This window comes from Ectorhizobium quercum, assembly GCF_026552795.1.
Classification (GTDB): Bacteria; Pseudomonadota; Alphaproteobacteria; order Rhizobiales; family Rhizobiaceae; genus Ectorhizobium; species Ectorhizobium quercum.
Window position 1 is genome coordinate 272,598 of the sequence record NZ_JANFPI010000004.1, and the last position, 26,971, is coordinate 299,568.

General features: G+C 67.2%; 25 protein-coding genes. 8 read left to right on the plus strand and 17 right to left on the minus strand.

The window, feature by feature from the left end; translation table 11 throughout:
* Positions 1-35 precede the first annotated feature (35 nt).
* Positions 36-830, plus strand: a complete 795-nt coding sequence (locus NOF55_RS13655) for a restriction endonuclease (protein WP_306411939.1) — start codon at positions 36-38, stop codon at positions 828-830.
* Positions 831-1,101: 271 nt separating this feature from the next.
* Entirely contained in the window at positions 1,102-1,797 is a 696-nt protein-coding gene (locus NOF55_RS13660) for a L,D-transpeptidase (protein ID WP_306411940.1), read from the plus strand.
* Between the two features lie 36 nt (positions 1,798-1,833).
* Here NOF55_RS13660 and NOF55_RS13665 read toward each other — a convergent pair whose 3' ends face one another.
* Positions 1,834-2,355 (minus strand): winged helix DNA-binding protein, encoded by a 522-nt coding sequence (locus NOF55_RS13665; protein ID WP_306411941.1) that lies wholly within the window; start codon positions 2,353-2,355, stop codon positions 1,834-1,836.
* Between the two features lie 193 nt (positions 2,356-2,548).
* Between NOF55_RS13665 and NOF55_RS13670 the strand changes: the two genes are divergently transcribed.
* Positions 2,549-6,151, plus strand: coding sequence for a hydantoinase B/oxoprolinase family protein (locus tag NOF55_RS13670; protein WP_306411942.1), 3,603 nt, complete (start codon positions 2,549-2,551; stop codon positions 6,149-6,151).
* Between the two features lie 37 nt (positions 6,152-6,188).
* Here the strand turns inward: NOF55_RS13670 and NOF55_RS13675 are convergent, their stop codons facing one another.
* The 4 genes from NOF55_RS13675 to NOF55_RS13690 form a co-directional block, all read right to left on the minus strand.
* Positions 6,189-7,472 carry a TRAP transporter large permease gene (locus NOF55_RS13675; RefSeq protein ID WP_306411943.1) on the minus strand — a complete coding sequence of 428 codons (1,284 nt, stop codon included), beginning with the start codon at positions 7,470-7,472 and terminating at the stop codon, positions 6,189-6,191.
* 19 nt (positions 7,473-7,491) lie between these two features.
* A complete protein-coding gene (locus tag NOF55_RS13680; protein WP_306411944.1) occupies positions 7,492-7,989 on the minus strand; it encodes a TRAP transporter small permease in 498 nt (165 codons plus the stop codon).
* A complete protein-coding gene (locus NOF55_RS13685; protein ID WP_306411945.1) occupies positions 7,986-9,017 on the minus strand; it encodes a TRAP transporter substrate-binding protein in 1,032 nt (343 codons plus the stop codon). Before NOF55_RS13685 ends, NOF55_RS13680 begins: the two co-directional genes overlap by 4 nt.
* Before the next feature lie 171 nt (positions 9,018-9,188).
* Complete coding sequence (locus NOF55_RS13690) at positions 9,189-9,470, minus strand: DUF2934 domain-containing protein (RefSeq protein WP_306411946.1); 282 nt, start codon at positions 9,468-9,470, stop codon at positions 9,189-9,191.
* A gap of 298 nt (positions 9,471-9,768) precedes the next feature.
* On the opposite strand from NOF55_RS13690, the gene NOF55_RS13695 reads away from it, so the two are divergent.
* From NOF55_RS13695 to fba, 3 genes are all read left to right on the plus strand, one after another.
* Positions 9,769-11,019, plus strand: coding sequence for a glycerate kinase type-2 family protein (locus NOF55_RS13695; RefSeq protein WP_306411947.1), 1,251 nt, complete (start codon positions 9,769-9,771; stop codon positions 11,017-11,019).
* Between the two features lie 14 nt (positions 11,020-11,033).
* Positions 11,034-12,329 carry an MgtC/SapB family protein gene (locus NOF55_RS13700; protein ID WP_306411948.1) on the plus strand — a complete coding sequence of 432 codons (1,296 nt, stop codon included), beginning with the start codon at positions 11,034-11,036 and terminating at the stop codon, positions 12,327-12,329.
* A 311-nt stretch (positions 12,330-12,640) separates the two neighbouring features.
* Entirely contained in the window at positions 12,641-13,705 is a 1,065-nt protein-coding gene (gene fba, locus NOF55_RS13705) for a class II fructose-bisphosphate aldolase (protein ID WP_306411949.1), read from the plus strand.
* Positions 13,706-13,944: 239 nt separating this feature from the next.
* Here the strand turns inward: fba and NOF55_RS13710 are convergent, their stop codons facing one another.
* The 11 genes from NOF55_RS13710 to NOF55_RS13760 all read right to left on the minus strand — a co-directional run bounded on the left by NOF55_RS13710 (position 13,945) and on the right by NOF55_RS13760 (position 24,407).
* The gene (locus NOF55_RS13710; protein WP_306411950.1) at positions 13,945-15,030 is read right to left on the minus strand and encodes a lipocalin-like domain-containing protein; all 1,086 of its coding nucleotides are present in this window, start codon (positions 15,028-15,030) and stop codon (positions 13,945-13,947) included.
* Positions 15,020-17,428: an FtsX-like permease family protein gene (locus NOF55_RS13715; RefSeq protein ID WP_306411951.1), complete on the minus strand. Its 2,409-nt coding sequence runs from the start codon at positions 17,426-17,428 to the stop codon at positions 15,020-15,022. The genes NOF55_RS13710 and NOF55_RS13715 overlap by 11 nt, the downstream gene beginning before the upstream one ends.
* Positions 17,425-18,084, minus strand: a complete 660-nt coding sequence (locus tag NOF55_RS13720) for an ABC transporter ATP-binding protein (RefSeq protein ID WP_306412216.1) — start codon at positions 18,082-18,084, stop codon at positions 17,425-17,427. Before NOF55_RS13720 ends, NOF55_RS13715 begins: the two co-directional genes overlap by 4 nt.
* Positions 18,085-18,183: 99 nt before the next feature.
* A complete protein-coding gene (locus NOF55_RS13725) occupies positions 18,184-18,906 on the minus strand; it encodes an amino acid ABC transporter ATP-binding protein (protein ID WP_306412217.1) in 723 nt (240 codons plus the stop codon).
* Positions 18,907-18,988: 82 nt separating this feature from the next.
* Complete coding sequence (locus tag NOF55_RS13730) at positions 18,989-19,633, minus strand: amino acid ABC transporter permease (protein WP_306411952.1); 645 nt, start codon at positions 19,631-19,633, stop codon at positions 18,989-18,991.
* Positions 19,634-19,645: 12 nt separating this feature from the next.
* Positions 19,646-20,308 carry an amino acid ABC transporter permease gene (locus NOF55_RS13735; RefSeq protein WP_306411953.1) on the minus strand — a complete coding sequence of 221 codons (663 nt, stop codon included), beginning with the start codon at positions 20,306-20,308 and terminating at the stop codon, positions 19,646-19,648.
* 25 nt (positions 20,309-20,333) lie between these two features.
* Entirely contained in the window at positions 20,334-21,164 is an 831-nt protein-coding gene (locus tag NOF55_RS13740) for an aldo/keto reductase (RefSeq protein ID WP_306411954.1), read from the minus strand.
* On the minus strand, positions 21,161-21,988 hold the full coding sequence (locus NOF55_RS13745) for a sugar phosphate isomerase/epimerase family protein (RefSeq protein ID WP_306411955.1): 828 nt from the start codon (positions 21,986-21,988) through the stop codon (positions 21,161-21,163). The genes NOF55_RS13740 and NOF55_RS13745 overlap by 4 nt, the downstream gene beginning before the upstream one ends.
* Positions 21,985-23,049, minus strand: a complete 1,065-nt coding sequence (locus tag NOF55_RS13750) for a Gfo/Idh/MocA family protein (RefSeq protein ID WP_306411956.1) — start codon at positions 23,047-23,049, stop codon at positions 21,985-21,987. Before NOF55_RS13750 ends, NOF55_RS13745 begins: the two co-directional genes overlap by 4 nt.
* Positions 23,046-23,480 (minus strand): type II 3-dehydroquinate dehydratase, encoded by a 435-nt coding sequence (gene aroQ / locus NOF55_RS13755; RefSeq protein WP_306411957.1) that lies wholly within the window; start codon positions 23,478-23,480, stop codon positions 23,046-23,048. Before aroQ ends, NOF55_RS13750 begins: the two co-directional genes overlap by 4 nt.
* A 96-nt stretch (positions 23,481-23,576) precedes the next feature.
* The gene (locus tag NOF55_RS13760; RefSeq protein ID WP_306411958.1) at positions 23,577-24,407 is read right to left on the minus strand and encodes a transporter substrate-binding domain-containing protein; all 831 of its coding nucleotides are present in this window, start codon (positions 24,405-24,407) and stop codon (positions 23,577-23,579) included.
* A gap of 238 nt (positions 24,408-24,645) precedes the next feature.
* On the opposite strand from NOF55_RS13760, the gene NOF55_RS13765 reads away from it, so the two are divergent.
* Positions 24,646-25,302: a TetR family transcriptional regulator gene (locus NOF55_RS13765; protein ID WP_306411959.1), complete on the plus strand. Its 657-nt coding sequence runs from the start codon at positions 24,646-24,648 to the stop codon at positions 25,300-25,302.
* A gap of 79 nt (positions 25,303-25,381) precedes the next feature.
* Here the strand turns inward: NOF55_RS13765 and NOF55_RS13770 are convergent, their stop codons facing one another.
* The gene (locus NOF55_RS13770; RefSeq protein ID WP_306411960.1) at positions 25,382-26,083 is read right to left on the minus strand and encodes a hypothetical protein; all 702 of its coding nucleotides are present in this window, start codon (positions 26,081-26,083) and stop codon (positions 25,382-25,384) included.
* Between the two features lie 141 nt (positions 26,084-26,224).
* Here NOF55_RS13770 and NOF55_RS13775 point away from each other — a divergent pair, with 141 nt between their 5' ends.
* On the plus strand, positions 26,225-26,965 hold the full coding sequence (locus NOF55_RS13775; protein WP_306411961.1) for an SDR family NAD(P)-dependent oxidoreductase: 741 nt from the start codon (positions 26,225-26,227) through the stop codon (positions 26,963-26,965).
* The last annotated feature ends 6 nt before the right edge of the window (positions 26,966-26,971 follow it).

Below are 26,971 nucleotides of genomic sequence, written 5' to 3' on the forward strand. Positions count from 1 at the left end.
CGCTTGGGTCGGAATCCGAAAGAGACTGTCGCGAAATGTATCTGTTCGTCTTCGGCGCGGGCGTCGCCGCCGCGCTTTCCTGGTTCTATGGCTGGCACCATCTTCCGGTGTTCTTTGCGGTCGCCGTCCTGTTGCCGGTGGCTGTCGCCATCGTGTGGTGGTGGTTCGCGCGCCTTACCGAGGCGGCCCGGCTGGCGAACGAGATGCGCCGCTGGCATGGCGTCGCGGAAGAGCATCGCGAGGCGCTCGCCCTGCGCTATCGTCAGCTCGTCAGCCGCAATCCCTATGGCGGGCTGGAAATGAAGCCGTGGAGCAAGGAACTGGAGCGTTTTCGCGAGAGCACCGGCATTGCCGGCTCGCCGGAGCGCATCGCCGCCTTCGACGAGGAACTGACCGAACGGGTGAAGGGCTGGGCCTGCGAGGCGGAGGCCGTGTCGTCGGCCGGCCGCTTCCGCTCCGGCGACCCTTACGAATACGAGCGCTGGTGCGCAAGCCAGCTCAGCCGGTTTGGCTGGAAGGCGGAGGCGACCGTCTCCTCCGCCGATCAGGGCGTCGATGTGGTCGCCGTCAAGGGCGGCGTGAAGGTCGCCCTGCAATGCAAGCTGCACAACAGCGTCGTCGGCAACAAGGCGATCCAGGAAGTGCATGCCGCCGCCGCCTTCATCGACGCCACCCATGCCGCCGTCGTCGCGCCTTCGGACTACACGCGCGCCGCCCGCCAGCTCGCCGGCAAGCTCGGCGTGCTTCTTCTGCATCACACGCAGCTTTCGAAGCTGGACGAACTGCTGGCCGGCGCTGAAAAGGCTGGCGCGCTACCGCCCGACGCGTAGGGTCAGGACCGATTAAATTGGCGCATTCTGCGTTGCGGATTTCGTGTCCGGCGAGGAGGAAAGAGGCAGGAAATGCCGATCATTTTCAAATCTTCCCGACGACGTCCGGGCGCGAAATCCGCAACGCCCTTCGAACAGAATGCGTCAATTGAACAGGTCCTGCCCCCCGGGGTTTTCCCGTTCCGGGCTCCTTCCCCCGGTTCGCGGCTTGCCGAGGCGGCGAAGATGTGACTGATTGCGTGCGATTCAACCCCTATTCACAGGAACAACGATGCGATTCGATGACAGGCTCGTCCAGCGCCGGGGCCTTCTGGCCGGCATGCTTTCCCTGACCGCGGCTCTGGCGGGATGTTCCACCGGTGGCGCGCGCGTGCCGGGGCCGATGGCGGCCAGCCGGCCCGTGGGGCCGCCGAGCGAGGAGGAACTGGTAAGCCGCTATGCGGCTATGGAAGACGGCGGCTATCAGTTGCCGGCCGTGCCTTTCCGCCAGATCGATCCGCGCTTCTATCGCCAGCGGGTGGTGAACACGACCGGCGAACGGGCGGGCACGGTCGTCGTCGATACGCGCTCGAACTTTCTCTATGTCGTGGAACCGGGCGGCACCGCCATGCGCTACGGCGTCGGCCTCGGCCGCGCCGGTTTCGACTGGTCGGGCGAAGGCGTCATCCACTGGCGCCAGAAATGGCCGCGCTGGAAGCCGCCGGCGGAAATGATCGCCCGCCAGCCGTCGCTTGCGCGATATTCGGTCGAGAACGGCGGCCAGGAGCCCGGCCCGAACAATCCGCTCGGCGCGCGGGCGCTCTACATCTTCCAGAACGGCGAGGACACGCTCTATCGCCTGCACGGCACCCGCGAATGGGCCTCCATCGGCAAGTCCGTGTCGTCGGGCTGCGTCCGCCTCATCAATCAAGACGTGATCGACCTCTACGACCGCGTTCCGGGCAAGGCGCGCATCGTGGTCTTCTGACGGCCTTTCCGGCCGCGCGGAGCATAGGTTCCGACCTTAAAGCGCGGCTGCCGACCGGGCGGCCTGATCGTAGTGGCCGGACAGCGCCCGCAGTCGGGCGGCGATCGCCGAAAGATTGTCCGGCGACATTTCCGTCGCCAGGACCGACTTGACGAGAAGGGCCTCGCGGATCGCGAAATAGCGTTCGCAGGCCGCTTCCCCCGCCGGGGTGATGGAGACGAGCTTCTCCTTGCCGCGCTTGCCGGAGCGGATCAGCTTCAGGCGCTCCAGCTTCTTCACCGCATAGGTCACGACATGCGTATCCTCGATGTTGAGGATGAGGCACAGGTCGGCGATGGTCTTCGGCTTGCCGCGGCTGCGGATATTGTGAAGGATGATGGTGTCGACGGGGGAAAGGTCCGGCACGCCGGCGGCGGCCATGCAGCGCACGATCCAGCGGCTGAAGGCATGGTCGAGCATGATCAGCCCGAATTCGATTTCCGACAGCGCCGGCAACGCCCCTCTGGCCAGATGTCCCGAAGATGCGATCGGTCCCAGATCCTGCTCGATGTCCGCCATGCCCTATCCCGCCGTCTTGCCGGGGCCTCTTCCGGCTGCCCCGCGCTTGTTCCTCATCGCGCAAACCGCGCTGCGCCGTTTGCCGGAAATGCTTTAGCTATCGCCGGCGGGCAAATTTCTGCAAGCACCATATTGATGATTTATCGATAAAATGTTTCCGTTCGCCGGATCAATTCATGACGAGGGAACGGACATGCCTGAGCTTTGGGATTTCTGGATCGACCGCGGCGGCACTTTTACCGACATCGTGGCCCGCAGGCCGGACGGGACGCTGGTCGCCCACAAGCTTCTCTCCGAGAATCCCGAGGCCTATCGCGATCCCGCCGTTCAGGGCATCCGCGACCTGCTCGGCCTCGGCCGGGACGACAGGGTGCCGGCGGACAGGATCGGCGCGGTGAAGATGGGCACCACGGTCGCCACCAATGCGCTGCTGGAACGCAAGGGCGAACGCGTCGTGCTCGTCACGACGCGAGGTTTCCGCGATGCGCTCGACATCGGCTATCAGGCGCGGCCCGACATTTTCGCCAAGAAGATCGTCAAGCCGGAACTGCTCTATTCCTCCGTCATCGAGGCGGACGAGCGCGTGCTGGCCGACGGCACGGTGGAAAAGGCGCTCGACGGGGCGTCCCTCGAAGCGGCGCTGAAGGCGGCGTTCGACACGGGCGTCCGCGCCGTCGCCATCGTGTTCATGAATTCCTACCGCTTTCCCGAACATGAAAAGCAGGCCGCCGAAGTCGCGAGGGAGATCGGTTTCACGCAGGTTTCCGTCAGCCATGAGGTTTCGCCGCTGATCAAGCTCGTCGGGCGCGGCGACACCACGGTCGTCGATGCCTATCTCTCGCCGGTCCTGCGCCGCTATGTCGATCAGGTCGCCTCCGAACTCGGCCTGACCGGAGAGGAAGGCCCGCGACTGATGTTCATGCAATCCTCGGGCGGGCTGACCGCCGCCAGCCTTTTTCAGGGCAAGGATGCGATCCTGTCCGGTCCGGCCGGCGGCGTGGTCGGCGCGGTGGAGACGACCCGGCTTGCCGGCTTCGACCGGATGATCGGCTTCGACATGGGCGGCACCTCCACGGACGTCTCCCATTACGACGGCGAGCTTGAGCGCGCCTTCGAGACGGAAGTGGCCGGCGTGCGCATGCGCGCGCCGATGATGAAGATCCATACGGTTGCCGCCGGCGGCGGCTCGATCCTGACCTATGACGGCTCGCGCTTCCGCGCCGGGCCGGAATCGGCGGGCGCCAACCCCGGCCCCAAGGCCTACCGCCGCGGCGGGCCGCTGGCCGTGACCGACGCCAATGTGATGGTCGGCAAGCTGAAGCCGGAATTCTTCCCGTCGATCTTCGGCCCGCAGCAGGACCAGCCGCTCGATGCCGAAGCCGTGCGCGATGCCTTCGCGGCGATGGCGGCCGAGGTGGGCGACGGGCGCTCGCCGGAGGAGGTGGCCGACGGCTTCCTCGCCATCGCGGTCGAGAACATGGCGAATGCCATCAAGAAGATTTCCGTCCAACGCGGTTACGACATCACCGGCTATTGCCTGACCTGCTTCGGCGGCGCGGGCGGCCAGCATGCCTGCCTCGTGGCCGACAGCCTCGGTATGAAGACCGTTCTCGTTCATCCCTTCTCCGGCATCCTTTCGGCCTACGGCATGGGGCTTGCCGACATCCGCGCCGTGCGCCAGCACGCCGTTCTGAAGGAGCTTTCCGAGGCCGGCGGCGTCATCGCAGAGGCCCGCGGCGGGCTGGAGGCCGAGGTGCGCGCGGAACTGGCGCGGCAGGGCGTTAGCGATGCGAAGGTCGTCACCCGCCTGCATCTGAACTACAAGGGCACCGATACCGCCCTTCCCGTCGCCTTCGGGTCCGTGGACGATATGGTCGCGGCGTTCGAGGAGGCGCATCGCAAGCAGTTCGGCTTCATCTTCGAAGACCGGCCGGTGATGGTCGATTCGCTGGAAGTGGAAGGCATCGGCGGCGGCGCGGGCATAGACGAGGCGGTCGACGAAACGGCGCAATGGACGGCGCAACCCGGCGGCACGACGCGTTTCTTCTCCGGCGGCGCGTGGCACGAGGCGGGCGTTCATCCGCGCGGGGGCCTCACCCCCGGCGCGCTGGTCAGGGGGCCGGCCCTCATCATCGAACCGCACCAGACCATCGTGGTCGAGCCGGGCTGGCAGGCGAAGATCAACAGCCGCGACCACATCGTGCTCACCCGCGTCGAGGCGCTCGCCCGCCGCGCCGCCATCGGCACCAGCGCCGATCCGGTGATGCTGGAAGTGTTCAACAACCTGTTCATGTCGATTGCCGAGCAGATGGGCGTGACGCTCCAGAACACCGCGCATTCGGTCAACATCAAGGAGCGCCTCGATTTCTCCTGCGCAGTGTTCGACGCCAGCGGCGCGCTCGTCGCCAATGCGCCGCACATGCCGGTGCATCTGGGATCGATGGACCGTTCCGTTGAGACGATCATCCGCCTCAATGCCGGCCGGATCCGCCCCGGCGACGTCTTCGCGCTCAATGCGCCCTATAATGGCGGCACGCACCTGCCCGACATCACCGCGGTGACGCCGGTCTTCGACGACGCGCAGGAAAACATTCTCTTCTACGTCGCCTCGCGCGGCCATCACGCCGATATCGGCGGCAAGGCGCCCGGTTCGATGACGCCGCTGGCCACCACCGTCGACGAGGAGGGCGTTCTGTTCGATAATTTCCTCGCCGTCGAACAGGGGCGCTTCCGCGAACGGGAGCTGGAGGCGATGCTGACCGACCACGCATGGCCGGCCCGCAACCCGGCCCAGAACATCGCCGACCTCAAGGCGCAGATCGCCGCCAACACCAAGGGCGTGCAGGAACTGCGCAGGATGGTCGCCCATTTCGGCCTCGACGTCGTGCAGGCCTATATGGGCCACGTTCAGGACAATGCCGAGGAAAGCGTGCGCCGCGTCGTCGCCCGGCTGTCCGACAGCGCGTTCACCTGCCCGACCGACCAGGGGAGCGTGATCCGGGTGAAGATCACCGTGGATCGCGACAAGCGCGAAGCAACGGTGGATTTCACCGGCACCAGCCCGCAACAGCCCAACAATTTCAACGCGCCGGAGCCGGTCGCGCGCGCCGCCGTGCTCTATGTCTTCCGGGTCATGGTCGAACAGGACATTCCGATGAATGCCGGCTGCCTGCGGCCGATCCACATCGTCATCCCCGAAGGCTCGATGCTGAAGCCGGTCTATCCGGCGGCGGTCGTCGCCGGCAATGTCGAGACGAGCCAGCACGTCACCAACGCGCTGTTCGGGGCGCTCGGCGCGCTTGCCGCCTCGCAGGGATCGATGAACAACCTGACGTTCGGCAACGCCGCCTACCAGTATTACGAGACGATCTGCTCCGGCAGCCCGGCCGGCGTGCTGAACGACGGGACGGGTTTCGACGGCGCCGACGGCGTGCATGTCCACATGACCAATTCGCGTCTCACCGACCCGGAAATCCTCGAATTCCGCTTTCCCGTGGTGCTGGAGAACTTCCACATCCGCCGCGGCTCGGGCGGACAGGGGAAGTTCCGCTCGGGCGGCGGCACGCAGCGCACCATCCGCTTCCGCGAAAGCATGGAATGCGCGATCCTCTCCTCGCACCGGACGATCCCGCCGCATGGCCTTCTCGGTGGCGGGCCGGGCGAAACCGGGCGCACCGAGGTGCGGCGTCTGGACGGTTCCGTGGAGGTGCTGGCGGGCTGCGCCCAGACCGTTCTGCAACCCGGCGAGGCCGTCACGGTCGTCACCCCCACCGGTGGCGGCTTCGGCAAGGCCTGAAGGGCGGCGGGAAGAGGCCGCCGTCCGGCCCCTTCCCTCACATCTGCGAAGGCAGGTACAGCGCCATGACCGGGAAGGCGATCAGGAGCAGGATGCGCACGAAGTCTATGGCGACGAAGGGCACGAGGCCGGAAAAGATCGTCCGCAGGCTGACGTTGCGGACCACGGAGCGCAGCACGAACGCGTTCAGCCCCACCGGCGGGGTGATGTAGCTGATTTCGGTGACGACCACCACGAAGATGCCGAACCAGATGAGGTCGAAACCGGCGGCGGCGACGACCGGATAGAACAGCGGCACGGTCAGCGTGATCATCGACAGGCTTTCGAGCACGCAGCCGAGGAGCAGGTAGATGGCGAGGATGATGAAAATGATCGCCAGCGGGCTGGAAAAGCCCGAGAGCGCGCTTTGCAGGTCGGTCGTCATGCCGGACAGGTTGACGTAGTTGGTGAAGGTCAGCGCGCCGAACAGCACGAAGAACATCATCGCCGTGTTCTTCGCCGTCTCGTAGAGCGTGCGGAAGGTTTCCGCCAGATTGAGCCGTCGCTTGAGCAGGGTGAGCAGCAGCGCACCGGCCGCGCCCATGCCGGCGGATTCGGTCGCCGTGAAGGCGCCGGCATAGATGCCGCCCATCACGAAGCCGAACAGCACGAGGGCGCCGGCGACGCCGCGCGTCGCCTTCAGCCGCTCGATCAGCGGCAGCTTCGGTTCCACCGGCAGGTCCAGCTTGCGGTAGCGCACCGAGATCGTCACGGCGAGCGAATAGCCGAGAATGCCGATGATGCCCGGAATGATGCCGGCGAGAAACAGCTTGCCGATGTCCTGCTGGGTCATGATGCCGTAGAAGACGAGAATCACCGAGGGCGGAATAAGGATGCCGAGCGTGCCGCCCGCCGCGATCGAGGCCGTCGAGAGGCTGTCGGGATAGCGGTAGCGGCGCATCGAGGGCAGCGCGATCTTCGCCATCGTGGCGGCGGTCGCCATCGACGAGCCGCAGACGGAGGAAAAGCCGCCGCAGGCGAAGATGGTGGCGATGGCGAGCCCGCCCTTGCGGTGTCTCAGCCAGGCATGGGCCGCCTGATAGAGATCGCCGGCAATGCCCGACTGCACGACGAAATTGCCCATCATCAGGAACAGCGGCAGCACGGACAGCGAATATTCGCGGCCGTTGTCGAAGAAGGTCTGGCCGAGCAGCGAAAGCGCCGGCGCCACGCCGATGATGGACATGGTGCCGACGACGCCGACCAGCGCCATCGCGAAGGCGATGGGCATGCCGGCGAACATCAGCGCCAGGAAGAGAAGGCTTCCGACCGGCCAGCTCATGATATGCACTCCGAAAAAGTCAGAAGGGACGCCGGGCCAGCCCGTGCCAGAAGGTGATGAGCGAGGCGGCCAGCGTGCCGCCGGCAGCAAGCCATGCGAAGGGCGCGACCGGGAGGTGGAGGCTGACGGTCGTTTCACCGTAGGAGGCGAGCGCCTGCCCGTGGACGGCGAGCCGCCAGGCGACGACCGCCAGAACGACGCCCGAGAGAAGGCGGATCGCCCGGATGCGCAGCGGGTGGATCCAGGCCGGCATGTAGTCGACCAGAAGATCGACCGTCACGTTGTCCTCGTCCAGGCAGACGGCGGGCAGGCCGACGAAGATGGTGGCCACGAGCAGCATCGCCGTCAGTTCGGTGGCGCCCTGCAACGGGCTGTTGAGGAAATAACGGCCGACGACGTCGAGAAGCGTGACGAACATCATCGCCAGCAGCATGACGCCGCAGATGACCGACAGCACCGTGTGGACGGGTCCCGTGCTGCGGGCGCCCGCGCCGGCGGGTTCCGCTTCGCCGCTCATTCGCCTTTTTCCGCCTTGCCGATCTCCGCCTTGAGGTCCGCGTAGGCGGCCTGCTCGTCGATGCCGGTGGCCTTCACTTCGGCCAGCTTGGCGTCGACGATATCCTTCAGGCCGGCTTCGATGGCGGCCACCTGTTCGGGCGTGGCCGTCACCAGGCCGATCCGGCCTTCCATCTCGGCCTTGCCGGCGGCGTCCGCTGCATCCCACGCCCGGCCGGCGAGCCGCGCCAGCGCCTCGCCCGAAACGCTGTCGATCGCGGCCTTGTCCTCGTCGGAAAGCGCCTCCCACTTGCCCTTGTTCATCACCACGAAGAAGGAGGTGTTGTAGAGCCCGCCGGGAACGAGGAAGGCGCTGTCGAGCAGCGGGATGAGCTTGAAGAAGGCGACGGATTCGAACGGGAAGGTGATGCCGTCGGCCACGCCGCTCGACATGATCTCGTAGGTCTTCGACGACGGGCCTTCGACCGGCACGCCGCCGAGTGCCTTGACCAGATCGGCGACGATGCCGCCGCCGACGCGGATCTTCCTGCCGGCGATGACGTCCGTGCTGGTCAGGTCGACGCCCTTGGTGAAGATTTCGCCCGGGCCGTGGGTGAAGACGCCGAGAACCTTCACGTCGTCATATTCGCCGGCCGCGCGCAGCGTCCTGTCGAACACGCGCCAGTAGCCCACCGAATTGGCTTCGGCGCTGTCTCCGAGAAAGGGAAGCTCGGCGAGGTTGGTGGTCTTGAAGCGGCCGGGATTGTAGCCCTGCACGCCGTAGGTGATGTCGGCGACGCCGTTGATGGCGAAGTCGAAATGCGCGGCGGGCGGGCCGAGCGGCGCGGGCAGGATGTTGATCGTCACGCGGCCCTCGGTCGCCGTCTTCACGGCCTCCGCATAGGGGATCATCACCGCCGTCATCAGCGGATGCGAGGGCGGAAGCCAGTTTGCCATGTTCAGCACCGTCTGGGCGGCGGCGCCCCCGGCGGCGGACAGGCCGGCGGCGGCGGCGAACACGAGCGAAACAAGCGTGCGGGACAGGCGCATTGACCAAGGCTCCATATCGGTTGGGCTGGCGCGGGGCGGCATCGTTCTCACGTGCGCCCTGCCGGACAGGAACCTGCATTTCAGCCGAAATGAATGCGCGCCGCAAGCCCTTGATCGCTCAACGCAGGGCTTTCTGCATCCATGCGTGGCGCATGGCCGCAAAAGTGCGGTTCAGGCCTTGGATTTTCCCGCCGCCGGCGCCTTCTTGCGGCCCGGAGCCTTGGCCTTGGCCGGCTCCGGTTTCGCTGCGGCCTTGTCGGTTGCAGGCGCGGCCACGGCCTTGCCGGCCGCCTTGACGGCCGCCGGCTTTTTCGCCGGAACGGCGACGCTCAGCGACCAGAACTCGGCGGTTGCGGCATACCAGTGGTCGAAAGCCCGCCCCTCGGGCCGGCCTTCCGCCTCCCACAGTTCATGGGCGCGCTTTCGAACCCAGGCTTCATCGATACCCGACATGATCCCTCCTCTTCTCCGAAATCCCTCGCCCGGGCCTTCGGCATTGCATGAAAATGACGACCAACGGTCGGAAGGAAGCGGCAACGCAGTCCTCGGGCTGCTTCGCGAAATTAAAGTGTACGCGGCGGGGATGGCCAAGTCACGCGCAATCCCCCGCCAGGGCTGCGGCGAAGCGTCCGGCCTGACGATCGTCAGGTATGCGGCGTCCGGGGGCGGGAAATTCCGCCCGATATCGTATAGACTGTCCGCAAAACGGGTCGGGCGGGCGCGAATCAGCCGTGTCCGGGGGAGGTCTTGCATGTCACGCGAATTCCTGGCGGAGCTGTTTCGGGCGGCGGTGAAAGCCGCCGATCCTGCCGGCACCATCGAACGCCATCTGCCGGAGGCGCCGAAGGGCCGGACGGTGGTGATCGGCGCCGGCAAGGGGGCAGCGCAGATGGCGGCGGCGCTGGAGGACCTGTGGTCCGGCCCGCTGTCCGGCGTCGTCGTCACCCGCTACGGCTACGGATGCCCGACGCGCGACGTCGAGGTGCTGGAAGCGGCCCATCCGGTGCCGGACGAGGCCGGATTGCGGGCGGGAAAGCGGCTTGTCGAGGCCGTGGCCGGCCTGACGCCCGACGATCTGGTGATCGCGCTGGTCTGCGGCGGCGGATCGGCGCTGCTGCCCGCCCCGCCGCCCGGCCTGTCGCTCGACGACGAGATCCGCCTGAACGAGATGCTGCTCGCCTCCGGTGCGCCGATTTCCGTCATGAACCTGGTGCGCAAGCATTTCTCGACGATCAAGGGCGGGCGCCTCGCCGCGGCGACGCAGGCCCGGGTCGTCAGCCTCATCGTGTCCGACATTCCGGGCGACAATCCCGCCCAGGTCGCCTCCGGCCCCACCGTTCCCGACCGCTCGACGCGGCAGGACGCGCTCGATGCCGTCGCCCGCTATCGCCTGCCGCTTCCCGAGGCGATGATGGCGCATCTGCGCTCGCCGGATGCCGACGCTCCCCTGCCCGGCGATCCGGTGTTCGCCCGGCATGAGCATCATGTCATCGCCTCGGCGGCGCGCTCGCTGGAGGCGGCGGCGGAAACGGCCCGCAAGCGGGGCATCGCCGCCCATATCCTTTCCGACAGCATGGAGGGCGAGGCGCGCGACGTGGGGCTGGTGCATGCGGCGCTCGCCCGCGAAATCGCCGCCCGCAACCGTCCCTTCGAAAAGCCCTGCCTGCTGCTGTCCGGCGGCGAAACCACCGTCACGGTTCGCGAAGAGGGCGGCCGGGGTGGGCGCAACGGCGAGTTCGCGCTGGCTTTCGCGCTGGCGGCGGAGGGCCTGCCGGTGACGGCTCTGGCCGCCGATACGGACGGTATCGACGGATCGCAGGACAATGCCGGCGCCTTCGCCGACGGGCAGAGCGCGGAACGTCTGCGCGAGGCCGGGCTGGACGGGCAGGCGCTTCTCGCCGCCCACGACAGCTATTCGGGCTTCGAGAAGACGGGCGACCTGTTCGTGACCGGGCCGACCGGCACGAATGTCAACGATTTCCGCGCCATCCTCGTCGAATAGGAGGCGCGCGGACTATGGAGACCATCGAGCTTTTCGAACGGTTCGGCCTTGCGATCGCGATTGGCGCGGTCGTCGGTGTCGAGCGCCACTGGCGCGAGCGGGACGAGGAAGCCGGCCAGCGCACCGCCGGTCTGAGGACATTCACCCTTTCCGGCATGCTGGGCGGCCTTGCCGCCTTCATCGATCCGGCCCCCTCCTCCCCCGGCCTGGTGCTGACCGGCATGTTTGTCGTCTTTTCCGCCGTCTTCGCCCTCTTCCAGTACCGGGAGGCTGTGGTGTCGGGAAATCACAGCGTCACCTCCGTGGTGGCCGCCATGTCGACCTTCGCGCTCGGCGCGCTGGCCGTCTCGGGCAGCCAGACGCTCGCCGCCGCCGGCGGCGTCACGCTCGCAGCGGTTCTGGCCAGCCGCGGCGTCCTGCACGGCTTCATGCGCACGCTGACATGGACCGAGCTGCGCTCCGCCATCATCTTCCTGGCGATGGCCTTTGTGATCCTGCCGATCATTCCGGTGGAACCGGTCGGCCCCTTCGGCGGCATTTCGCCCGCCGGCACATGGAAGCTCGTCGTCCTTCTGGCCGGCGTTTCGTTCATCGGCTATGCGGCGGTGAAGGCCTTCGGCCCGACCCAGGGCGAGCTTCTGGCGGGCGCGGTCGGCGGGCTCATCTCCTCGACCGGCGTGTCGATCACCAATGCCCGCCTCAGCCGCAGCCTGCCCACCATGCCGACCCTCTTGGCCGGCGCACTGGCGGCCAATGCGGTCTCCTGCGCCAAGGTGGCGGTTCTGGCCGCCCTGCTCGCACCGCAGATGGCCGCGCGGATCGGCCCGGCGCTTGCCGTCACCGCCGCGGTCATGGCACTGGCGGCAACGGTGCTGGCGCGGCGGCAGACGACGGAGCACGCAGCGATCAGCCCGCGCAACCCGTTCGAGATCGGCGCCGTGGTGAAAATGGCGGTGCTGCTGGTCGTCATCGCCTTTCTGGCCCGCGCCGCCACGGCCTGGCTCGGACAGGCCGGGCTGATCGCCGTCTCCGTCCTGTCGGGGCTGGCGGATGTCGATGCCGTGACCGTCACCGTGACCGGGATGATCGGCCAGATCGGCACCGAATTCGCCTGCATCGCGCTCGGCGCGGCGGTGATTTCCAACACGGTCGCCAAGAGCGCCTATGCCTTCGCCTTCGGAACAGCCGCCTTCGGCACGCGGTTCGCCGCGGTCGGGGCGCTCGCCCTGCTGGCGGGAATCGCCGTCTTCCAGATCACGCCCGCCGTCCTGCCGCTGGTCGGCCTCACGGTCGCGGATGTCGCAGAATAGGGCGAAAAAACGGTGCGCCGGGCCGTCCCATTCGCCGGGTTTCGGGTCGTAACCGGCGGCATTTGGGCGCAAGGACATGGCGGGCAAGGCGCGGAACCTTCAATTCAAACGTTTGAAATAAAGTTCACGCCGCCGTGTCACATGTCTGTGTCAAACAAGCTGTGTGTTGCTCGCACATTGCATTTATTTCAGCCGGATGCCTGAGAGACATTCTCCGCATAGCCTGTTAGTCTATGTTCCTACTGACGAAAACTCGGATGCCGTCACCGGGCGGCAGCCGTTCCACTGAAGTACAGACCAGGAAGCCAGAGATGCCGAGAATTACACTGAGACAATTGCTTGATCACGCAGCCGAGAACAACTACGCGGTGCCTGCGTTCAACATCAACAACATGGAGCAGGCACTGGCGATCATGGCTGCCGCCAGCGAGTGCAGCGCGCCCGTCATCCTTCAGGCCTCGCGCGGCGCGCGCGCCTATGCCAACGATATCATGCTGCGCCACATCATCGACGCGGTGACGGAGATCTACCCGCAGATCCCCGTCTGCATGCACCTCGACCACGGCAACGAGTTCAAGACGTGCCAGAGCGCGATGGATTCCGGCTTCACCTCGGTGATGATGGACGGTTCGCTGCTCGCCGACGGCAAGACCCCGGCCGACTGGGACTACAATGTCGGCGTGACCAGATCGGTCGTCGAGGAAGCGCATCGCCGCGGCATTTCGGTCGAGGGCGAGCTGGGCGTGCTGGGTTCGCTCGAAACGGGCGGCGGCGAGCAGGAAGACGGCCACGGCGCCGAGGGCGTGCTGAGCCACGACCAGCTTCTGACCGATCCCGACGAGGCGCTGAAATTCGTGGCCGCCACCAAGGTCGATGCGCTGGCCGTGGCGATGGGCACGTCGCACGGCGCTTACAAGTTCACCAAGAAGCCGGACGGCTCCGTGCTGGCCATGCACGTCATCGAGGCGATCCACCGCAAGCTGCCGAACACCCATCTGGTGATGCACGGCTCCTCCAGCGTTCCGCAGGAGCTTCAGGATATCATCAACGCGCATGGCGGCGACATCAAGCCGACCTGGGGCGTGCCGGTGGAGGAAATCCAGCGCGGCATCAAGTTCGGCGTCCGCAAGGTCAACATCGATACCGATTGCCGTCTGGCGATGACCGGCCAGATCCGCAAGGTGTTCTTCACCAACCCGGCCGAGTTCGACCCGCGCAAGTACCTGAAGCCGGCGATGGACGCCGTGACCAAGCTGTGCAAGCAGCGCTTCGAGGAATTCGGCACCGCCGGCCATGCCGGCAGCATCACGCCCATCCCGCTGGAGGAGATGGCGAAGCGCTACGCCGACGGAAAGCTGGAGCCGGCCTTCGGCTGACGCGCCGGACGCTCCCGCCTATGAACGAGCCGGCATGTCATGAGGCTTGCCGGCTCAGATTTTTACAAAGAGCGTATCACTCTCTTCCGTCATGGTCGGGCTTGACCCGACCATCCACCGCGCCGCTTGCGGCGTGGACCCTCGGGTCGAGCCCGAGGGTGACGAAGGAGAGGGTTGGCAATACACTGAGCCGGCAAGTCGCCTGACGTGCCGGCTTTTTCGTGCCGGTGAAAACGGCGTTACTCGTATCCGGTCATTTCCAGATAGCCCTCTCCCGGCAGGGAGCCGGTGACGCGCACCGGGCCTTCCCAGTAGGGAAAGCGGCCGTCCATCCAGGCGGCGTCGTTCAGCGCCCTGACGGTGACGTCGAGACCGCGCGCCGGCAGTTGCACCCGCCAGACGACCGGGATCGTCCGGCCCGCGACGGTCGCGGTCCCCTGCGGCGTCAGCTTCAGGTCGTCGGGGCCGAGGGGCGACGGCGTGCCGTCGGGCGCAATCCAGGTGCCGGATGTGAAGGCCCCGCCGTCCCTCTGCCGCAGCCGGAAGCCCATCATCCTGTCGCCGGTCTCGAAATGCAGCGAGAACCAGTCCCAGCCGGTCTGGTCGGCGGCCAGCGGCTGGCTCGACCATTCGCGGTCGAGCCACGCCTTGCCGGTGACGGAAACCGTCCGTCCGCCAATCTCTATCGTGCCGGACGCCTCGTAGAACGGCTGCGAATAATAGTAGCTCGCCTGCCCGCTCTGCGATTTCACCGAATAGCCGCCGTCGCCGTGGCGCACCAGCGGACCCTTTGCCTCCAGCGTCAGGTCGTAGCGGAAATCGCCGCCGCCGGCCGCCATGTCGAGCCTGTCCAGCGCATCGCCGGATGCGGCGCCCGGCGGAGCGGCAAGCCGCCATTCGTCGATCCAGGCCGCGAAGGGTTGCGCCGTCGCGCCGGCCTCGCCGGTGCCGCCGCGGGACAGGCGCTCGGCGGAATGATGCGCGTCGGGCGTCGTCAGTCCGGCATGGCCCATCCACAGCTGCGGGCTCGACCAGCCCTCGGTCTCGCGCGGTGCCGCCGCCGAGCGGAACAGCGTCCATTGCGCGCCGTAATCGCGGCCGTCCTCGCCCTTGAGAACGGCGGTCACATACCACCACTCGATGCGGAATTCGGGATGCGGGCCGTGATCGCGCGGAAATGCGAGCGCCGTGCCGCGCTCCGGCACGGCAAACCCCTGCGCATCGCCGCCGAGCCCGGCGAAGCCCTGCGCGAGGGCGGCGGCGCATCCCCATATGAGGAAGGCCGCTGCGGCCACCGTTTTCCGGGCGATGTCCCTAACGTTCATGGGCGAACACCTTCAGCAGATCGGCGGGCGCGACCCGCGACAGCCGGACGAGCGGCAGGGCCGCCGCAACCAGCGCCGCCGCGACCGCGAAGCCGGCGAGCATCATCCAGTCGCGCGGGAAGAGCCTGAGCGGCAGCCGCCATCCGAAGGCCTCGACATTGACGATGGCGAGCAGCACCCAGGCGAGCGCCACCCCGACCGGGATGGCCAGCAGAAGCGTCGCGACCACCAGCAGGACCGTTTTCAGAAGCTCCAGACCGGCGAGCGACGCGCGGGTGAAACCCATCGCCCAGACCGGCGCGAGCTGCGGCAGGCGCATGCCCGAAAGCGTCGTCATGCTGGCGAACAGCGCGATGCCCGCAACCCCGAGCGTCAGCACGTTCAGCGCCGCCGTCACCGCGAATGTCTGCTCGAAGATCGCCAGCGACCGCGCCTTGATCGAGGCCTGGTCGGTGACGTTGGCCGGGCCGAGGCCGAACGTGGTTTCGAGCCCCTGCCTCAGCGCCGGAACGGTGTCGGGTGGCGCCCTCACCCCGAAGCGCAGCACGGGCGTGCCGGGAAAATACCGGGTGAAGAGGCCGATGCCGATCATCGCCTGACCGGACGGATTGCCGTAATCCGAATAGACGCCGACGATCTCCGGCGCGAGGCCGTCCGGCAGGGTGAGCCGCTCGCCGAGGCGCAGACCGTTTCGGCGGTAGAGCTGTTCGTTGACGAGCAGGCCGTCGCCCGCCCGCACCCGGTCCCATGCATCGGGCATCGCGTCCAGAAGCGGCCAACGGTCGCGGTAGGTGGCATGGTCGGCCACGCCGTAGATCTGCCCCGGCTGGCCGCCGAGGTCCGCCGCGACATCGACCATCGGCAGGACGGCATCGGCGCGGGCGGCGAGCCAGACCGACACCGCGCGCGCTTCGTCCTCGTTGCGCGCCGTCACGTAAAGCTCGGAGGCCAGCCGCTGGTCCAGCCAGCCGGTGAAGGTGGTGCGGAAGCTCGCCACCATCGTGCTGACGCCGACATTGGCGGAAAAGGCGAGCATCAGCGCCATGAAGGCAAGCGCGAGGCCGGGGATCTGCTGGCGGGTATCCGCCCAGAACCATTGCGTCCGCACCCCGGTCGACCAGCGTTCCGCAAGGCCGAGGGCCGCGTCGAGTACGCCCGGCCACAGCAGCGCCGCGCCGAGCAGCAGAAAGGCGAGCACGGCAAAGCCGGCAGGCAGGCCCTCGCCGGCAAGCGCTAGCAGCCCCGCCGCGGCCAGAAGCGCGAGTGCTACGCCCGACTGGACCGCGAGCATGCGCCGGGAGGTGCGGGCCCAGGCGCGCGGCCGGCCCGAGGCGAGCGGCGGCAGGCGCGATATGCGCCAGAGACTGCCGCCGGCCGAAAGCAAGGTTCCGCCGACCGAGATCGCAAGGCCGCTCGCGATCCATTGCGGGCGCAGCGAAAGGGTGCCGTCGACGGCAGCGCCGTAAAGCGCGTTCAGCGTGCCGGCGACGCCCGGCATGAGCAGCGAGGCGACGACGAAGCCGAGTGCCAGGCCGGCGAGACCTGCGGCAAGGGAGAAGACCAGCAGTTCGGCAAGGACCAGTGCCACGAGCATGCGCGCCGTCAGCCCCAGCGCCCTCAGGATCCGGAAGGTCGGCCGCCGCTGCTCGAAGGCGAGGCCGATGGCCGAATAGACGATGAACAGCCCGACGATGAAGGCGAGGAAGCCGAAGGCCGTCAGGTTGAGGTGGAAACTCTCGGTCAGGCGGCCGATATCGGTGCCGCCGTCCGGCGGGCGGAGCGTCAGGCCGGACGCGACGTCGTCGAGGGCGGGGCGTCCCGCCGGCTGGTCGGGCAGGACGATCAGCCGCGTCAGCCGCCCCGGCCTGTCAAGAAGCTGCTGGGCGATGCCGATGTCGGCAAGCGCGGTTCCGGGCAGAAGGCCCGGGTCCGCCCGCAGCGGCGGCGTTCCGGCCTCGTCCAGCTCCGCCAGCGTGGCGGGCGCGACATGGACGAGCCCCGGCGGGGTGATGAAGGCGAGCAGGTCGTCCGCCGTGCCGGGCATGGAGGCTGTCGTTCCCGCCGGCATGGAAACGGGGTCGATCCCGACGAGATGGAGGCGCCGGCCGCCGGCCCGCCACTCGCCTTCGATGATCGGGGCGACGCGCCACCCGGCCCGGCGCAGCGCGATATAGGTCTCTTCGGCGATGTCGCGCCCGCCGGACGGCACCAGCGTGGCGAACCGGTCCTGTCCCAGCAGGGCGGCGGCGCGGTCGTAGCTGGCGCGGGCCTCGGCATTGATCGCCTGCACGCCGGACCACAGCGCGGTGGCGAGGCACAGGCCGATAAGTAGCATGGCAAGCTGGAGCCGGTGCCGGCGCCAGTGGGACAGGAGTGCGGCAAGCCCCGCGCCGATCATGCGAGAATACGCCCGCCGGTGAGCGTCACCTGGCGGTCGAGCCGCTGCGCCAGCCGGGCGGAATGCGTGACCATCAGCAGGGCGGCGGCACTTTCCCGCAACAGGTCGAGAAACAGCGCCATCACCGCGTCGCCATTGGCCTCGTCGAGGTTTCCGGTCGGCTCGTCGGCGAGGATCAGCGGCGGGCGGGCGGCAAGCGTCCGGCCGATGGCGACCCGCTGCTGCTGGCCGCCGGAAAGCTGTTCCGGGTAGCGCCCAAGGAGCGGCGTGAGCCCGAGACGCCCGGCAAGGCGGTTTTCCCATGCGGGGTCGGATCGGCCGGCCAGACGGGCATGAAAGGAAAGGTTGGCGGCGACCGTCAGCGAGGGAATGAGGTTGAACTGCTGGAAGACGATGCCGACCAGCGTGCGGCGCACGCCGGCCCGGCCGCTTTCGCTCATGGCCGACACGTCGCGGCCGGCAATGGCGACGCTGCCTTCGTCCGGCGTGTCGAGGGCGGCCGCCAGATGCAGGAGCGTGCTCTTGCCGCTGCCGGATTCGCCCGTCAGCGCAAGGCTTTGCCCGGCAACGAGCGTCAGGTCGATATCCTTCAGAACCGTCAGCGGCCCTTCCGCCGTCTGATAGCGCTTGCCGACGGACCGCAGCACCAGAACCATCTCGCTCTTCATCCCATGCTCGTGAACGCACGGATCCTTGATAGCATCGCCGGCGGCCAGAGTCCTTCCCGCTTTGCGCGGGAGGACTGTTTCCCGCGCTCAGTGATGGGCGAGGATTTCTCCGAGAAAGGCGCGCGTTCGTTCGTGGGCGGGATGGCGGAAGAAGGTCTCGGGATCGTTTTCTTCGATGATCATGCCGTCGGCCATGAAGATGACGCGGTCGGCGACCTGCCGGGCGAAGCCCATTTCATGGGTGACGCAGATCATGGTCATGCCGTCGCGGGCGAGCGAGACCATCGTGTCGAGCACCTCCTTGACCATTTCGGGATCGAGGGCCGAGGTCGGCTCGTCGAACAGCATGGCCTTCGGCTCCATGCACAGCGCCCGGGCGATCGCCACGCGCTGCTGCTGGCCGCCGGAAAGCTGGGCGGGATATTTGTCGGCCTGATCGCCGATGCGGACGCGCTCCAGATATTTGCGCGCCGTGGCCTCGGCTTCCGCGCGGCGAAGCTTGCGGACGCGCATCGGGGCGAGGATGCAGTTTTCCAGCACGGTCTTGTGGGGAAACAGGTTGAACTGCTGGAACACCATGCCCACCTCGCGGCGCACCGCGTCGACCGCTTCCTGGCTGTGGCTGAGCCGGTGGCCGGCCACGACGATCTCGCCGCTCTGGACGGCTTCCAGATGATTGATGCAGCGGATGAGCGTCGACTTGCCCGACCCGGAGGGGCCGCACAGCACGATCTTCTCGCCCTGAGCGACCGTCAGGTTGACGTTCTTGAGGGCGTGGAAGGCGGCGTACCATTTTTCGATGGCGCGCATTTCGATCATCGGCGGGACGGCGGGGCCGGGGACGGCGCCGGCAGTCTGCCCGGTCGGGGTGATGGTCATTGGTTCCTCTCCTTTACTTTGCAGTGCCCGCGCCCAGGCGCCGTTCGAGATAGCGGCCCCACAGCGAAAGCGGCCAGCACAGGGCGAAATACAGGGCGCCCACGACGGCGAAGACGAGCAGCGGCCTGTAGATCTGGTTCGAGACGATGGTGCCGGCGCGGGCCAGTTCGATGAAGCCGACGATGGCGGCCAGCGACGTGCCCTTGAGAAGCTGCACGAGAAAGCCGACGGTGGCCGGCAGCGACAGCTTGAACGCCTGCGGCAGCACGATGTCCACCATCAGGCTGAACGTGTGCAGCCCCAGCGCATGGGCGGCCTCGCTCTGGCCGCGCGGCACGGCCTGGATGGCGCCGCGCCAGATCTCGCCGAGAAAGGCGGAGGCATGCGCGGTGAGCGCCACGGCCACCGCACCCCAGGCGGGCAGGTCGAAGCCGAGCAGCGGCAGGCCGAAATAGGCGACGAAAAGCTGCATCAGCAGCGGCGTTCCCTGAAACAGCCCGATCCACGCGACTGCCGGAATCCTGAGCCACGGCGACGGCGAAACCCGCATCAGCGCGATCAGGATGCCGAAGGTGATGCCGCCGGCGAAGCCGATGGCGGTGAGGAACAGCGTCCACTTCAGTCCCTGAAGAAGATAGGTGAATTCCTGGATGCCCATCGCGTATCCTCCTCAGCGTACCGGATAATTGAATGCACGCCGGCCGATGGCGGCCAGAAACCACATCGTGATGAGCGAGATCACCAGATAGATCCCGGTCAGCGTGAAATAGACCTCGAAGCTGCGGAACGTTTCCGCCTCGACGCGCTGGCCGACGGAGGTGAGTTCGTAGGCCGAGATCGAGGTGCAGATCGCCGTCGTCAGCGTCAGCAGGATGAACTGGCTGCAAAGCGACGGGTAGATCGCCCGGATCGCCGGTTTGAGGATGATCAGGCGGAACACGTCGCGCTTGTGAAGCCCGAGCGCCAGCCCCGCCTCCGTCTGGCCCTTCGGAATGCTTTCGACACCGCCGCGAATGATCTCGATGGCATAGGCGCCGCCGTTCAGCCCCAGCGCGACGATGGCGGTCGTCGTCGGGTTGAGGCGGATGCCGGCCATCGGCAGCGCGAAGAACACGAAGTAGATCTGCACCAGGAACGGCGTGTTGCGGATGATCTCCACGAAAGCGTTGACGATGAACGACGGCACCGGCCTCTGTGCCCGGAGAATGGCGACGCCGAGAACGCCGATGATCATGGCGAGGATCATCCCCGCGACGGCCAGGAACAGCGTGCCGAACGTGCCGAAAAGCAACGCCTGCCAGGCGTCGGTCACTACACTGAAATCGAGTGTCATTGGCGTTTCCTCCCCCGCTGGCGGCTCAGTCGTCCCATTCCGGTTCCCAGTCGAAGCGGGAATAGCGCTCGCCCCGGGCGAGCCCGTGAATGGCGGCCATGTCTTCCGGCGACAGTTCGAAATCGAAGATGTCGATATTGGCGCGGATGTTGTCGATGCGCGACGAGCGCGGGATCGCGCCGACGCGATCCTGCTGGATCAGCCAGCGCAGCGTCACCTGCGCGGCCGACTTGCCGTATTTGCGGCCGAGTTCGTTGAGCAGCTCGCAGCCGAACACCTTGCCGCGCGCGATGGGCTGGTAGGCGTTGAGCAGCATGTCCGCCCGGCGCGTGCGTTCGAGCAGCGTCTGCTGCGAAAGGAAGGGATGGTACTCGACCTGATTGCAGAACAGGTCGGCCTTGTGGACGTCGAGCGCCTCGTCGAGAAGCTTGACCGTGAAGTTGCTGACGCCGATCAGGCGGGTCCTGCCCTTTGCCCGCTCTTCCGCGAAGGCCGCCAGCGTCTCGCCGAGCGGGATGTCGCGGGACGGCCAGTGGACGAGAAGCAGGTCCACCCGGTCGAGCGCGAGCCTTTCCAGGCTCTCCGCCACCCGGCGGGAAACGGTGTCCGGCGCAAGGTCGTTGAACCAGATCTTCGTCGTCACGAACAGATCGCCGCGCGGAACGCCGGAAGCGCGAAGGGCGCGCCCGACCTCCGCCTCGTTGCCGTAGCGGATCGCGGTGTCGATATGGCGATAGTCAAGGTCGAGCGCCGTGCGGATCGCCGCCTCGCCCTCGGGGCCGGTCAGTTCGAACGTGCCGAAGCCGAGAACGGGAATGGTCTCGCCCCGAATGGTCCTGGTCGTCGCTGCTGTCATCGTCCATCCCCTGCAATGGCCGCTTCCAGTACGGAAAGGCTGGCCTGTCTCGTCCTTCCGGCCCATTCGGCCGGCGTGAGACCGGCCGAAAGCCGGTCGTTGGGAACCTCGACGGCCACCGGAAGATCCGCCGGCAGGGCCGCGAAGATGGCGCCGAGATCGATGGCGCCGTCGCCCGGCACCAGCCGCGCGTGGCGCGCCGCGAAGTTCAGCTCGTCGACATTCTCGGGAATGTCGGCCGGGCCGTCGCAGATCTGGGCATAATGCAGCCACGGCCGGGGAATGGAGGCGATCTCCTCCACCGGCGTTCGCGAGCGCGACACATGCAGCGCATCGACGATGACGCCCTGATTGGGCCGGTCGGCGGCGTTGAGCACGCGCATCGCCGCGGCAAGATCGGGCAGCCGGGATTGCGGCATGAATTCCAGGTCCGCCGACAGGCCGAAATCCGCCGCCGTGTCGCACAGCGCCGCGAAGGAGGCTGTGAGCCGGGCCTCGTCCGGATCGTCGCCGGTGACGAGGATGACGCGGGCGCCGAGGTGCGCCGCGCAATCGAGGAACGGCAGGAAGGCGCTCGCATCGAAATGCGGCCCGATCCGGATCATCTCGACGTCGAAGATGTCCACGCCTTCGTCGTTGAGGAGCCGGCCGAGGTCGCGCATCCTGGCTGGCTCCTCCATCAGCGGAAAGGCGATGCCGCCGGGTGCCGCGGGCAGGAGGCGAAGGCCCAGATAGTCGTAGCCCGTCTCTGCCGCGACGCGCACCGCCTCCTCCGGCGGCGCGCCGAGGCAGGTCAGGAAGGAGAGCGAGAGTTTCCGCGTCATGCCGCGACCTCGCCGGCCGCCAGCATTTCCGCCAGCGTCACGGTGCGGTTCTCGTGGGCGGCGCGCTCCACCGCCAGCGTCGCCGCCAGCGTGGCCATGCCGTCGCGGGCGCTGATCAGCGGTTCCGCCTTCCTGCCGATGACGTCGATGAAATGGTTGAGCTGGTTGACGTAGGTGGCGGAGATTTCACCGCCGCGATATTCGCGCACCAGCGGATGCTGCCAGTGCGCGCCCTCTTCCGCGTGCCGCCACAGGTAAAGGTCCGAGACCGAAAGCGATGCCCGGCGTCCGGCGAGGAAAAGGCTCGGTCCCGGCTGTGCCGGATGGTAGAGCGCCTGCCCGGACGTGTATTCCCACGCCCAGGGGCTGACCGCGCCGTCGGAGATGATGAAGGTTCCGAGTACGCCGTTGACGAAGCGGATCGCGATGCTGGCGGTATCCTCCACCTCGAAACCGCGCCGTGCCGACGAGGTGAAGGCGCGGACGCTTTCGATCTCGCCCACCAGATGGCGCAGGACGTCGATGTCGTGGATGAGGTTGATCAGCAGGACCCCGCCGCCGCGCCGGCGGCGCCATTCCGCCTCGAAATAGGCGTCGGGCTTGTCGAACAGCGTCATGCCGTTGACCGCGACGAGGGGGCCGAGTTCCCCGGCCTCGATGGTGCGCCTGGCGGCACGGATGTCCGGGCTGTGGCGACGGTGATGGCCGACGAGAACGGGAACGCCGGTGCGCTCGGACGCCTCGGCGATGCGGGCCGCGGCGGCGATGCCGTCGGCAACCGGCTTTTCCACCAGGCAGGCGATGCCGCGCTCGATGCAGGCCAGCGCCGCCGGCGCATGCAGGTGATTGGGAAGCGCGACGATGGCGCCGTCCGGCCTTTCCGCGTCGAGCATCGCGGCGTAATCCGTCCAGTGCGGCACACCGAGGCGCGCGGCCAGCGCTTCCGCCTCCGGCGACGGATCGCAGATCGCGGCGAGCGTCGCCGTGGGGTGCGCGATGACGAGATCGGCATGTTCCCGGCCGATCAGGCCCGCGCCCATCAATGCGATACGGGGCGTCATGCCGTCATCTCCGCCATTGCGCGCAGCGCCAGCCGGTATCCCTGGGCGCCGAACCCGGCCATGACCGCCGTAACCACCGGCGACACCAGCGACTTGTGATAGATCGCCTCGCGCTGGTGAACGTTCGATATGTGCAGCTCGATCTTCGGACCGGCGAACATCTTCAGCGCGTCGAGAATGGCGACGGAGGTGAAGGTGTAGCCGGCCGGATTGATGACGATGCCTGCGGCGTGCGTCCGCGCCGCATGGATGGCCTCGATGATCTCGCCCTCGAAATTCGACTGGCGGAAATCGACGGCGAGGCCGAGGTCGGCGGCGTCCGCCTCGCACCATCCCCTGATCTCGTCCAGCGTCGTGCGGCCGTAGATCTCCGGCTCGCGCTGTCCGAGAAGATTGAGGTTGGGTCCGTTGAGAATGAAAATGGTTCGCATGCCATGCCTCCCGTGCAGGCTGTGGACAAGCCCCGGCCGCAGACGCGGCCGGGCCCGTCTCTCATGTCCGGTGATGGGGTCGGACGTTTGCGCCGTTTACTGCACCGTGAAGGGCACGCCCTCGACGGCTTCCGGGAATTCGGGCAGTGGCACGCCGAGCCACTTCTCGTTGATCGCCGCGAGCCGCCCGTCGGCGCGGATCTTGTCGATGAAGTCGTTCAGCCAGGCATTGAGTTCCGCGTCGCCGAGCTTGGTGCAGATGCCCTGCCACTGTTCGTTGAACACCAGCTTCTGCTCGTAGTCGTTGCCGGGGGCCGCCCTGTCGAGATTGATCTTGTAGGTGGTGTTACCGCCGATGGCGTCCACCTGGCCCGAGACCAGCGCCTGTATCGTCGAGCTGTCGTCGTCGAAGCGGCGGATGTTCGGGACGTCGCCGAGCAGCGTGGTGATCGCCTTGTCCTGCGCGGCGCCGCGCGGAACGCCGATGCGCAGGTTGCGCGCATCCTCGATGGTCTCGATCTTGTTCTTCTGGCTGGACAGCAGGATGATCTGCAAGCCGGAATAGGGCTTGGAGAACTGTACGGCCTTGGCGCGGTCGGGATACATGCCCATGACGGCCATCTGCAAGTCGACCTTGCCGGTGAGCAGGTTCGGAATGCGGGCGGCGACCGCGTTGGACACGAACTCCACCTTGACGCCCAGCTCCTCGCCGATCAGCCGGGCGACGTCGACGTCGTAGCCGATGTTCTGACCGCTGGCGTCGATCGAGCCCCACGGCGCCTGCTCGCCCATGACGCCGACGCGGATCACCCCGCTCTGCTTGATCCTTTCAATGGACTGGGCCTCGGCCCCGGGGGCAGCCGCCATCAGGCCGAAAGCCGCCACGACGGCGAGCACGGCGCTTTTCATCGAGAAATTTCGCAACATCTGATCCTCCTCTAGGTCGCGAAACCGGGATGCGATTGTTCTTCGCTCCGGTGATCCGGGCTGGCTGTCACTCCTCCGCAGCCAGCCCGGATATTTGATGTCGATCAATCTACCAACTGGTTGGTTAATGTCAATTGCGATGCTATAACCGTTTCGATTCAGTCATGGTTTTCTCAAGCGCGCAGCCGTCTTTCGGCCTGCGGACGAAACGGGGACGGACATTCGGATGAACAGGGAAATGGCGGAACTTGGTCCGGGCGAGCGGGCACCGGAGCGTCGGCGGCGTTCGCTGCTCGATTCGGCGATCCTGGAATTTTCCACCTATGGCATCGGCGGCGCCCGCGTCGACCGGATCGCCGAGCGTGCCAGCACCAACAAGGCGATGCTCTACCATTATTTCGGCGGCAAGAAGCAGCTCTACCTCGCGGCCTTGCAGGCCATCTATGCCGATATCCGCCAGGCGGAAGCCGAACTGGAACTGGACCCCGGCGAGCCCGAGGCCGCGATCCGGGCGCTGGTCGCCTTCACCTTCCGCTATTACATCGATCATCCCTCGTTCGTGCGGATGATCAACACGGAGAACCTGCACGGCGCCGTTCATCTGCGCGCCGCCGGCGACATGTCCGCCCTCAACCGGCCGGTCATCGGCAAGGTTTCGGCGATCCTCGAGGGCGGCGTTGCCCGGGGCGTGTTCCGCAGCGGCGTCGACCCGCTCGATCTCTATATCTCGATCTCGGCGCTCGCTTTCACCTATGTCGCGAACCGGCATACGCTGGAGGTGCTGTTCGGCCGGCCGCTGCTCTCGGACGAGGCCGTGCAGGCGCGTCTCGAAACGATGACGGAGATGATCCTTCGCTTTCTGGCGCCCGGCGACCATCAGCCCCTCCCCCTGTGACGGACGGGCGTCCGGGCGACGCCTTTGCGCCGCCGACAGCCGCCCGGAAAACCGCTTCCGCTCCATATCGACATGGGCTTCATCCTCCTGCCGCCTGCATGTCTTCGCTGGTCAGGCTGAATGCGGTCTCGTAGACGAGGCTGATCGGGTTCGCCAGCGCGCCGGTCGCCACGGCCAGCGCCTCGGCCTGCGGCAGCGCCGATCCGAGCCCCGCCCGCGACGAGCCCTCGACCAGCAGGACGGCATCGAAGCCGCGCTCCGACATCGTGCTGCGCAGCTCGGTTTCGCGCGTCGGCACGTTGGATACTTCCGCGCGCGCCACGCCGACATGCACGCCGCAAACGCCGCGGAGCGCCAGGATGTCCCCGGCGAGCCGCGCCGCCGCTTCGGCCAGTTTCGCGGGCGCGTCGGCGCCGCTGAAATCGAGACGGACCGTGGCCATGAAACCGCCGTCGCCGTGCCCGGCCGCGGCGATCCGCTCGCAGGCGACCCGCAGGAAATTGCAGAAGCTGGGCGCGACGGCGGCGGTCCAGGCGGTGGGGGTGTTCAGCCGCTCAAGGTAGGCGGGGGAACGGAACGTCTCGAGGGTCTCTCCCGCGTAGATCGTGCCGAACACATGGCGGCCCGCATCCGGGGCGTGCAGGCGCTTGCCGGTGGTGAAGCCGGGAATCGACAGCCGCTCCGGCATGTGCTCCCGCGTGTGCCACTCGATGTATTCCTCGTGCGCGCCCTCGGCGATGTCGTGCCAGATCGCCAGAAACGCGGACCCTTTCAGCCCCATTGCCGTCCTCCCTTGCCCTGAATGGTCCGGCCTGCACCGCAGGCTTCCTCCCGAACCGTTCTGACTACTAGAATGTTAGTATGTTGCATTAGTCAAGAGCATCGTTTAAATCCGTTGTGTCGACCGAGCCAAGGAGGGGTTATGTCACAGCAGGAAATATCACGCGTCGCAATCGTCACGGGCGGGGCCGGCGGCCTCGGATTCCCGATTGCCGAACGTCTCGCAGCCCGCGGCCACACGGTGGCCTTGTGGGATATCGACGCCGACCGCGCCGAAGCCGCCGCCGCCCGGATTCCCGGCGCGAAAGGCTACAGGGTCGACGTCACCGATCCGGACGCCGTCCATGCCGCCACGGCAAGGGTGGTCGAGGAACTGGGGCCGCTCGGCATTCTCGTCACCTGCGCCGGCCATAACGGGCCGCTTGCGGCCTTCGCCGACTATCCGGAGGACGGATGGCGGTTCGTCATGTCGTTGAACCTCGATGCCGTGTTCCACTGCTGCCAGGCGGCGGTGCGCGAAATGCTCAAGACCGGCTACGGGCGGATCGTCAACATGGCCTCGATCGCTGGCAAGGAGGGCAACCCCAACGCGGTCGCCTATTCGGCCTCGAAGGCCGGCGTCATCGCGCTCACCAAGTCGGTTGGCCGGGAACTTGCGACCACCCAGATCCGCGTGAACTGCATTACGCCCGCCGCCATCGAGACGGAGATGCTGGAGCAGCTCACCCCGGAATTTCGCAGCTACGTCATTTCGAAAATCCCGGTCGGGCGCCTCGGCCGGGCGGAGGAAGTCGCCGCGCTGGCCGCCTGGCTCGCATCGGAGGAATGCTCGTTCTCGACCGGCGCGGTGTTCGACGCCTCCGGCGGCCGGGCCACCTATTGAGGGCGG

Coding starts and splice junctions, on each gene's coding strand:
- NOF55_RS13745 (WP_306411955.1), bottom strand. CDS start 21,988: ATGACGCGGAAACTCTCGCTCTCCTTCCTGACCTGCCTCGGCGCGCCG.
- NOF55_RS13760 (WP_306411958.1), bottom strand. CDS start 24,407: ATGTTGCGAAATTTCTCGATGAAAAGCGCCGTGCTCGCCGTCGTGGCG.
- NOF55_RS13725 (WP_306412217.1), bottom strand. CDS start 18,906: ATGCGCGCCATCGAAAAATGGTACGCCGCCTTCCACGCCCTCAAGAAC.
- NOF55_RS13710 (WP_306411950.1), bottom strand. CDS start 15,030: ATGAACGTTAGGGACATCGCCCGGAAAACGGTGGCCGCAGCGGCCTTC.
- NOF55_RS13680 (WP_306411944.1), bottom strand. CDS start 7,989: ATGAGCGGCGAAGCGGAACCCGCCGGCGCGGGCGCCCGCAGCACGGGA.
- NOF55_RS13770 (WP_306411960.1), bottom strand. CDS start 26,083: ATGGGGCTGAAAGGGTCCGCGTTTCTGGCGATCTGGCACGACATCGCC.
- NOF55_RS13675 (WP_306411943.1), bottom strand. CDS start 7,472: ATGAGCTGGCCGGTCGGAAGCCTTCTCTTCCTGGCGCTGATGTTCGCC.
- NOF55_RS13690 (WP_306411946.1), bottom strand. CDS start 9,470: ATGTCGGGTATCGATGAAGCCTGGGTTCGAAAGCGCGCCCATGAACTG.
- NOF55_RS13665 (WP_306411941.1), bottom strand. CDS start 2,355: ATGGCGGACATCGAGCAGGATCTGGGACCGATCGCATCTTCGGGACAT.
- NOF55_RS13670 (WP_306411942.1), top strand. CDS start 2,549: ATGCCTGAGCTTTGGGATTTCTGGATCGACCGCGGCGGCACTTTTACC.
- NOF55_RS13695 (WP_306411947.1), top strand. CDS start 9,769: ATGTCACGCGAATTCCTGGCGGAGCTGTTTCGGGCGGCGGTGAAAGCC.
- NOF55_RS13660 (WP_306411940.1), top strand. CDS start 1,102: ATGCGATTCGATGACAGGCTCGTCCAGCGCCGGGGCCTTCTGGCCGGC.
- NOF55_RS13735 (WP_306411953.1), bottom strand. CDS start 20,308: ATGACACTCGATTTCAGTGTAGTGACCGACGCCTGGCAGGCGTTGCTT.
- NOF55_RS13750 (WP_306411956.1), bottom strand. CDS start 23,049: ATGACGCCCCGTATCGCATTGATGGGCGCGGGCCTGATCGGCCGGGAA.
- NOF55_RS13655 (WP_306411939.1), top strand. CDS start 36: ATGTATCTGTTCGTCTTCGGCGCGGGCGTCGCCGCCGCGCTTTCCTGG.
- NOF55_RS13715 (WP_306411951.1), bottom strand. CDS start 17,428: ATGATCGGCGCGGGGCTTGCCGCACTCCTGTCCCACTGGCGCCGGCAC.
- NOF55_RS13765 (WP_306411959.1), top strand. CDS start 24,646: ATGGCGGAACTTGGTCCGGGCGAGCGGGCACCGGAGCGTCGGCGGCGT.
- NOF55_RS13775 (WP_306411961.1), top strand. CDS start 26,225: ATGTCACAGCAGGAAATATCACGCGTCGCAATCGTCACGGGCGGGGCC.
- NOF55_RS13740 (WP_306411954.1), bottom strand. CDS start 21,164: ATGACAGCAGCGACGACCAGGACCATTCGGGGCGAGACCATTCCCGTT.
- NOF55_RS13700 (WP_306411948.1), top strand. CDS start 11,034: ATGGAGACCATCGAGCTTTTCGAACGGTTCGGCCTTGCGATCGCGATT.
- NOF55_RS13720 (WP_306412216.1), bottom strand. CDS start 18,084: ATGGTTCTGGTGCTGCGGTCCGTCGGCAAGCGCTATCAGACGGCGGAA.
- NOF55_RS13730 (WP_306411952.1), bottom strand. CDS start 19,633: ATGGGCATCCAGGAATTCACCTATCTTCTTCAGGGACTGAAGTGGACG.
- aroQ (WP_306411957.1), bottom strand. CDS start 23,480: ATGCGAACCATTTTCATTCTCAACGGACCCAACCTCAATCTTCTCGGA.
- fba (WP_306411949.1), top strand. CDS start 12,641: ATGCCGAGAATTACACTGAGACAATTGCTTGATCACGCAGCCGAGAAC.
- NOF55_RS13685 (WP_306411945.1), bottom strand. CDS start 9,017: ATGCGCCTGTCCCGCACGCTTGTTTCGCTCGTGTTCGCCGCCGCCGCC.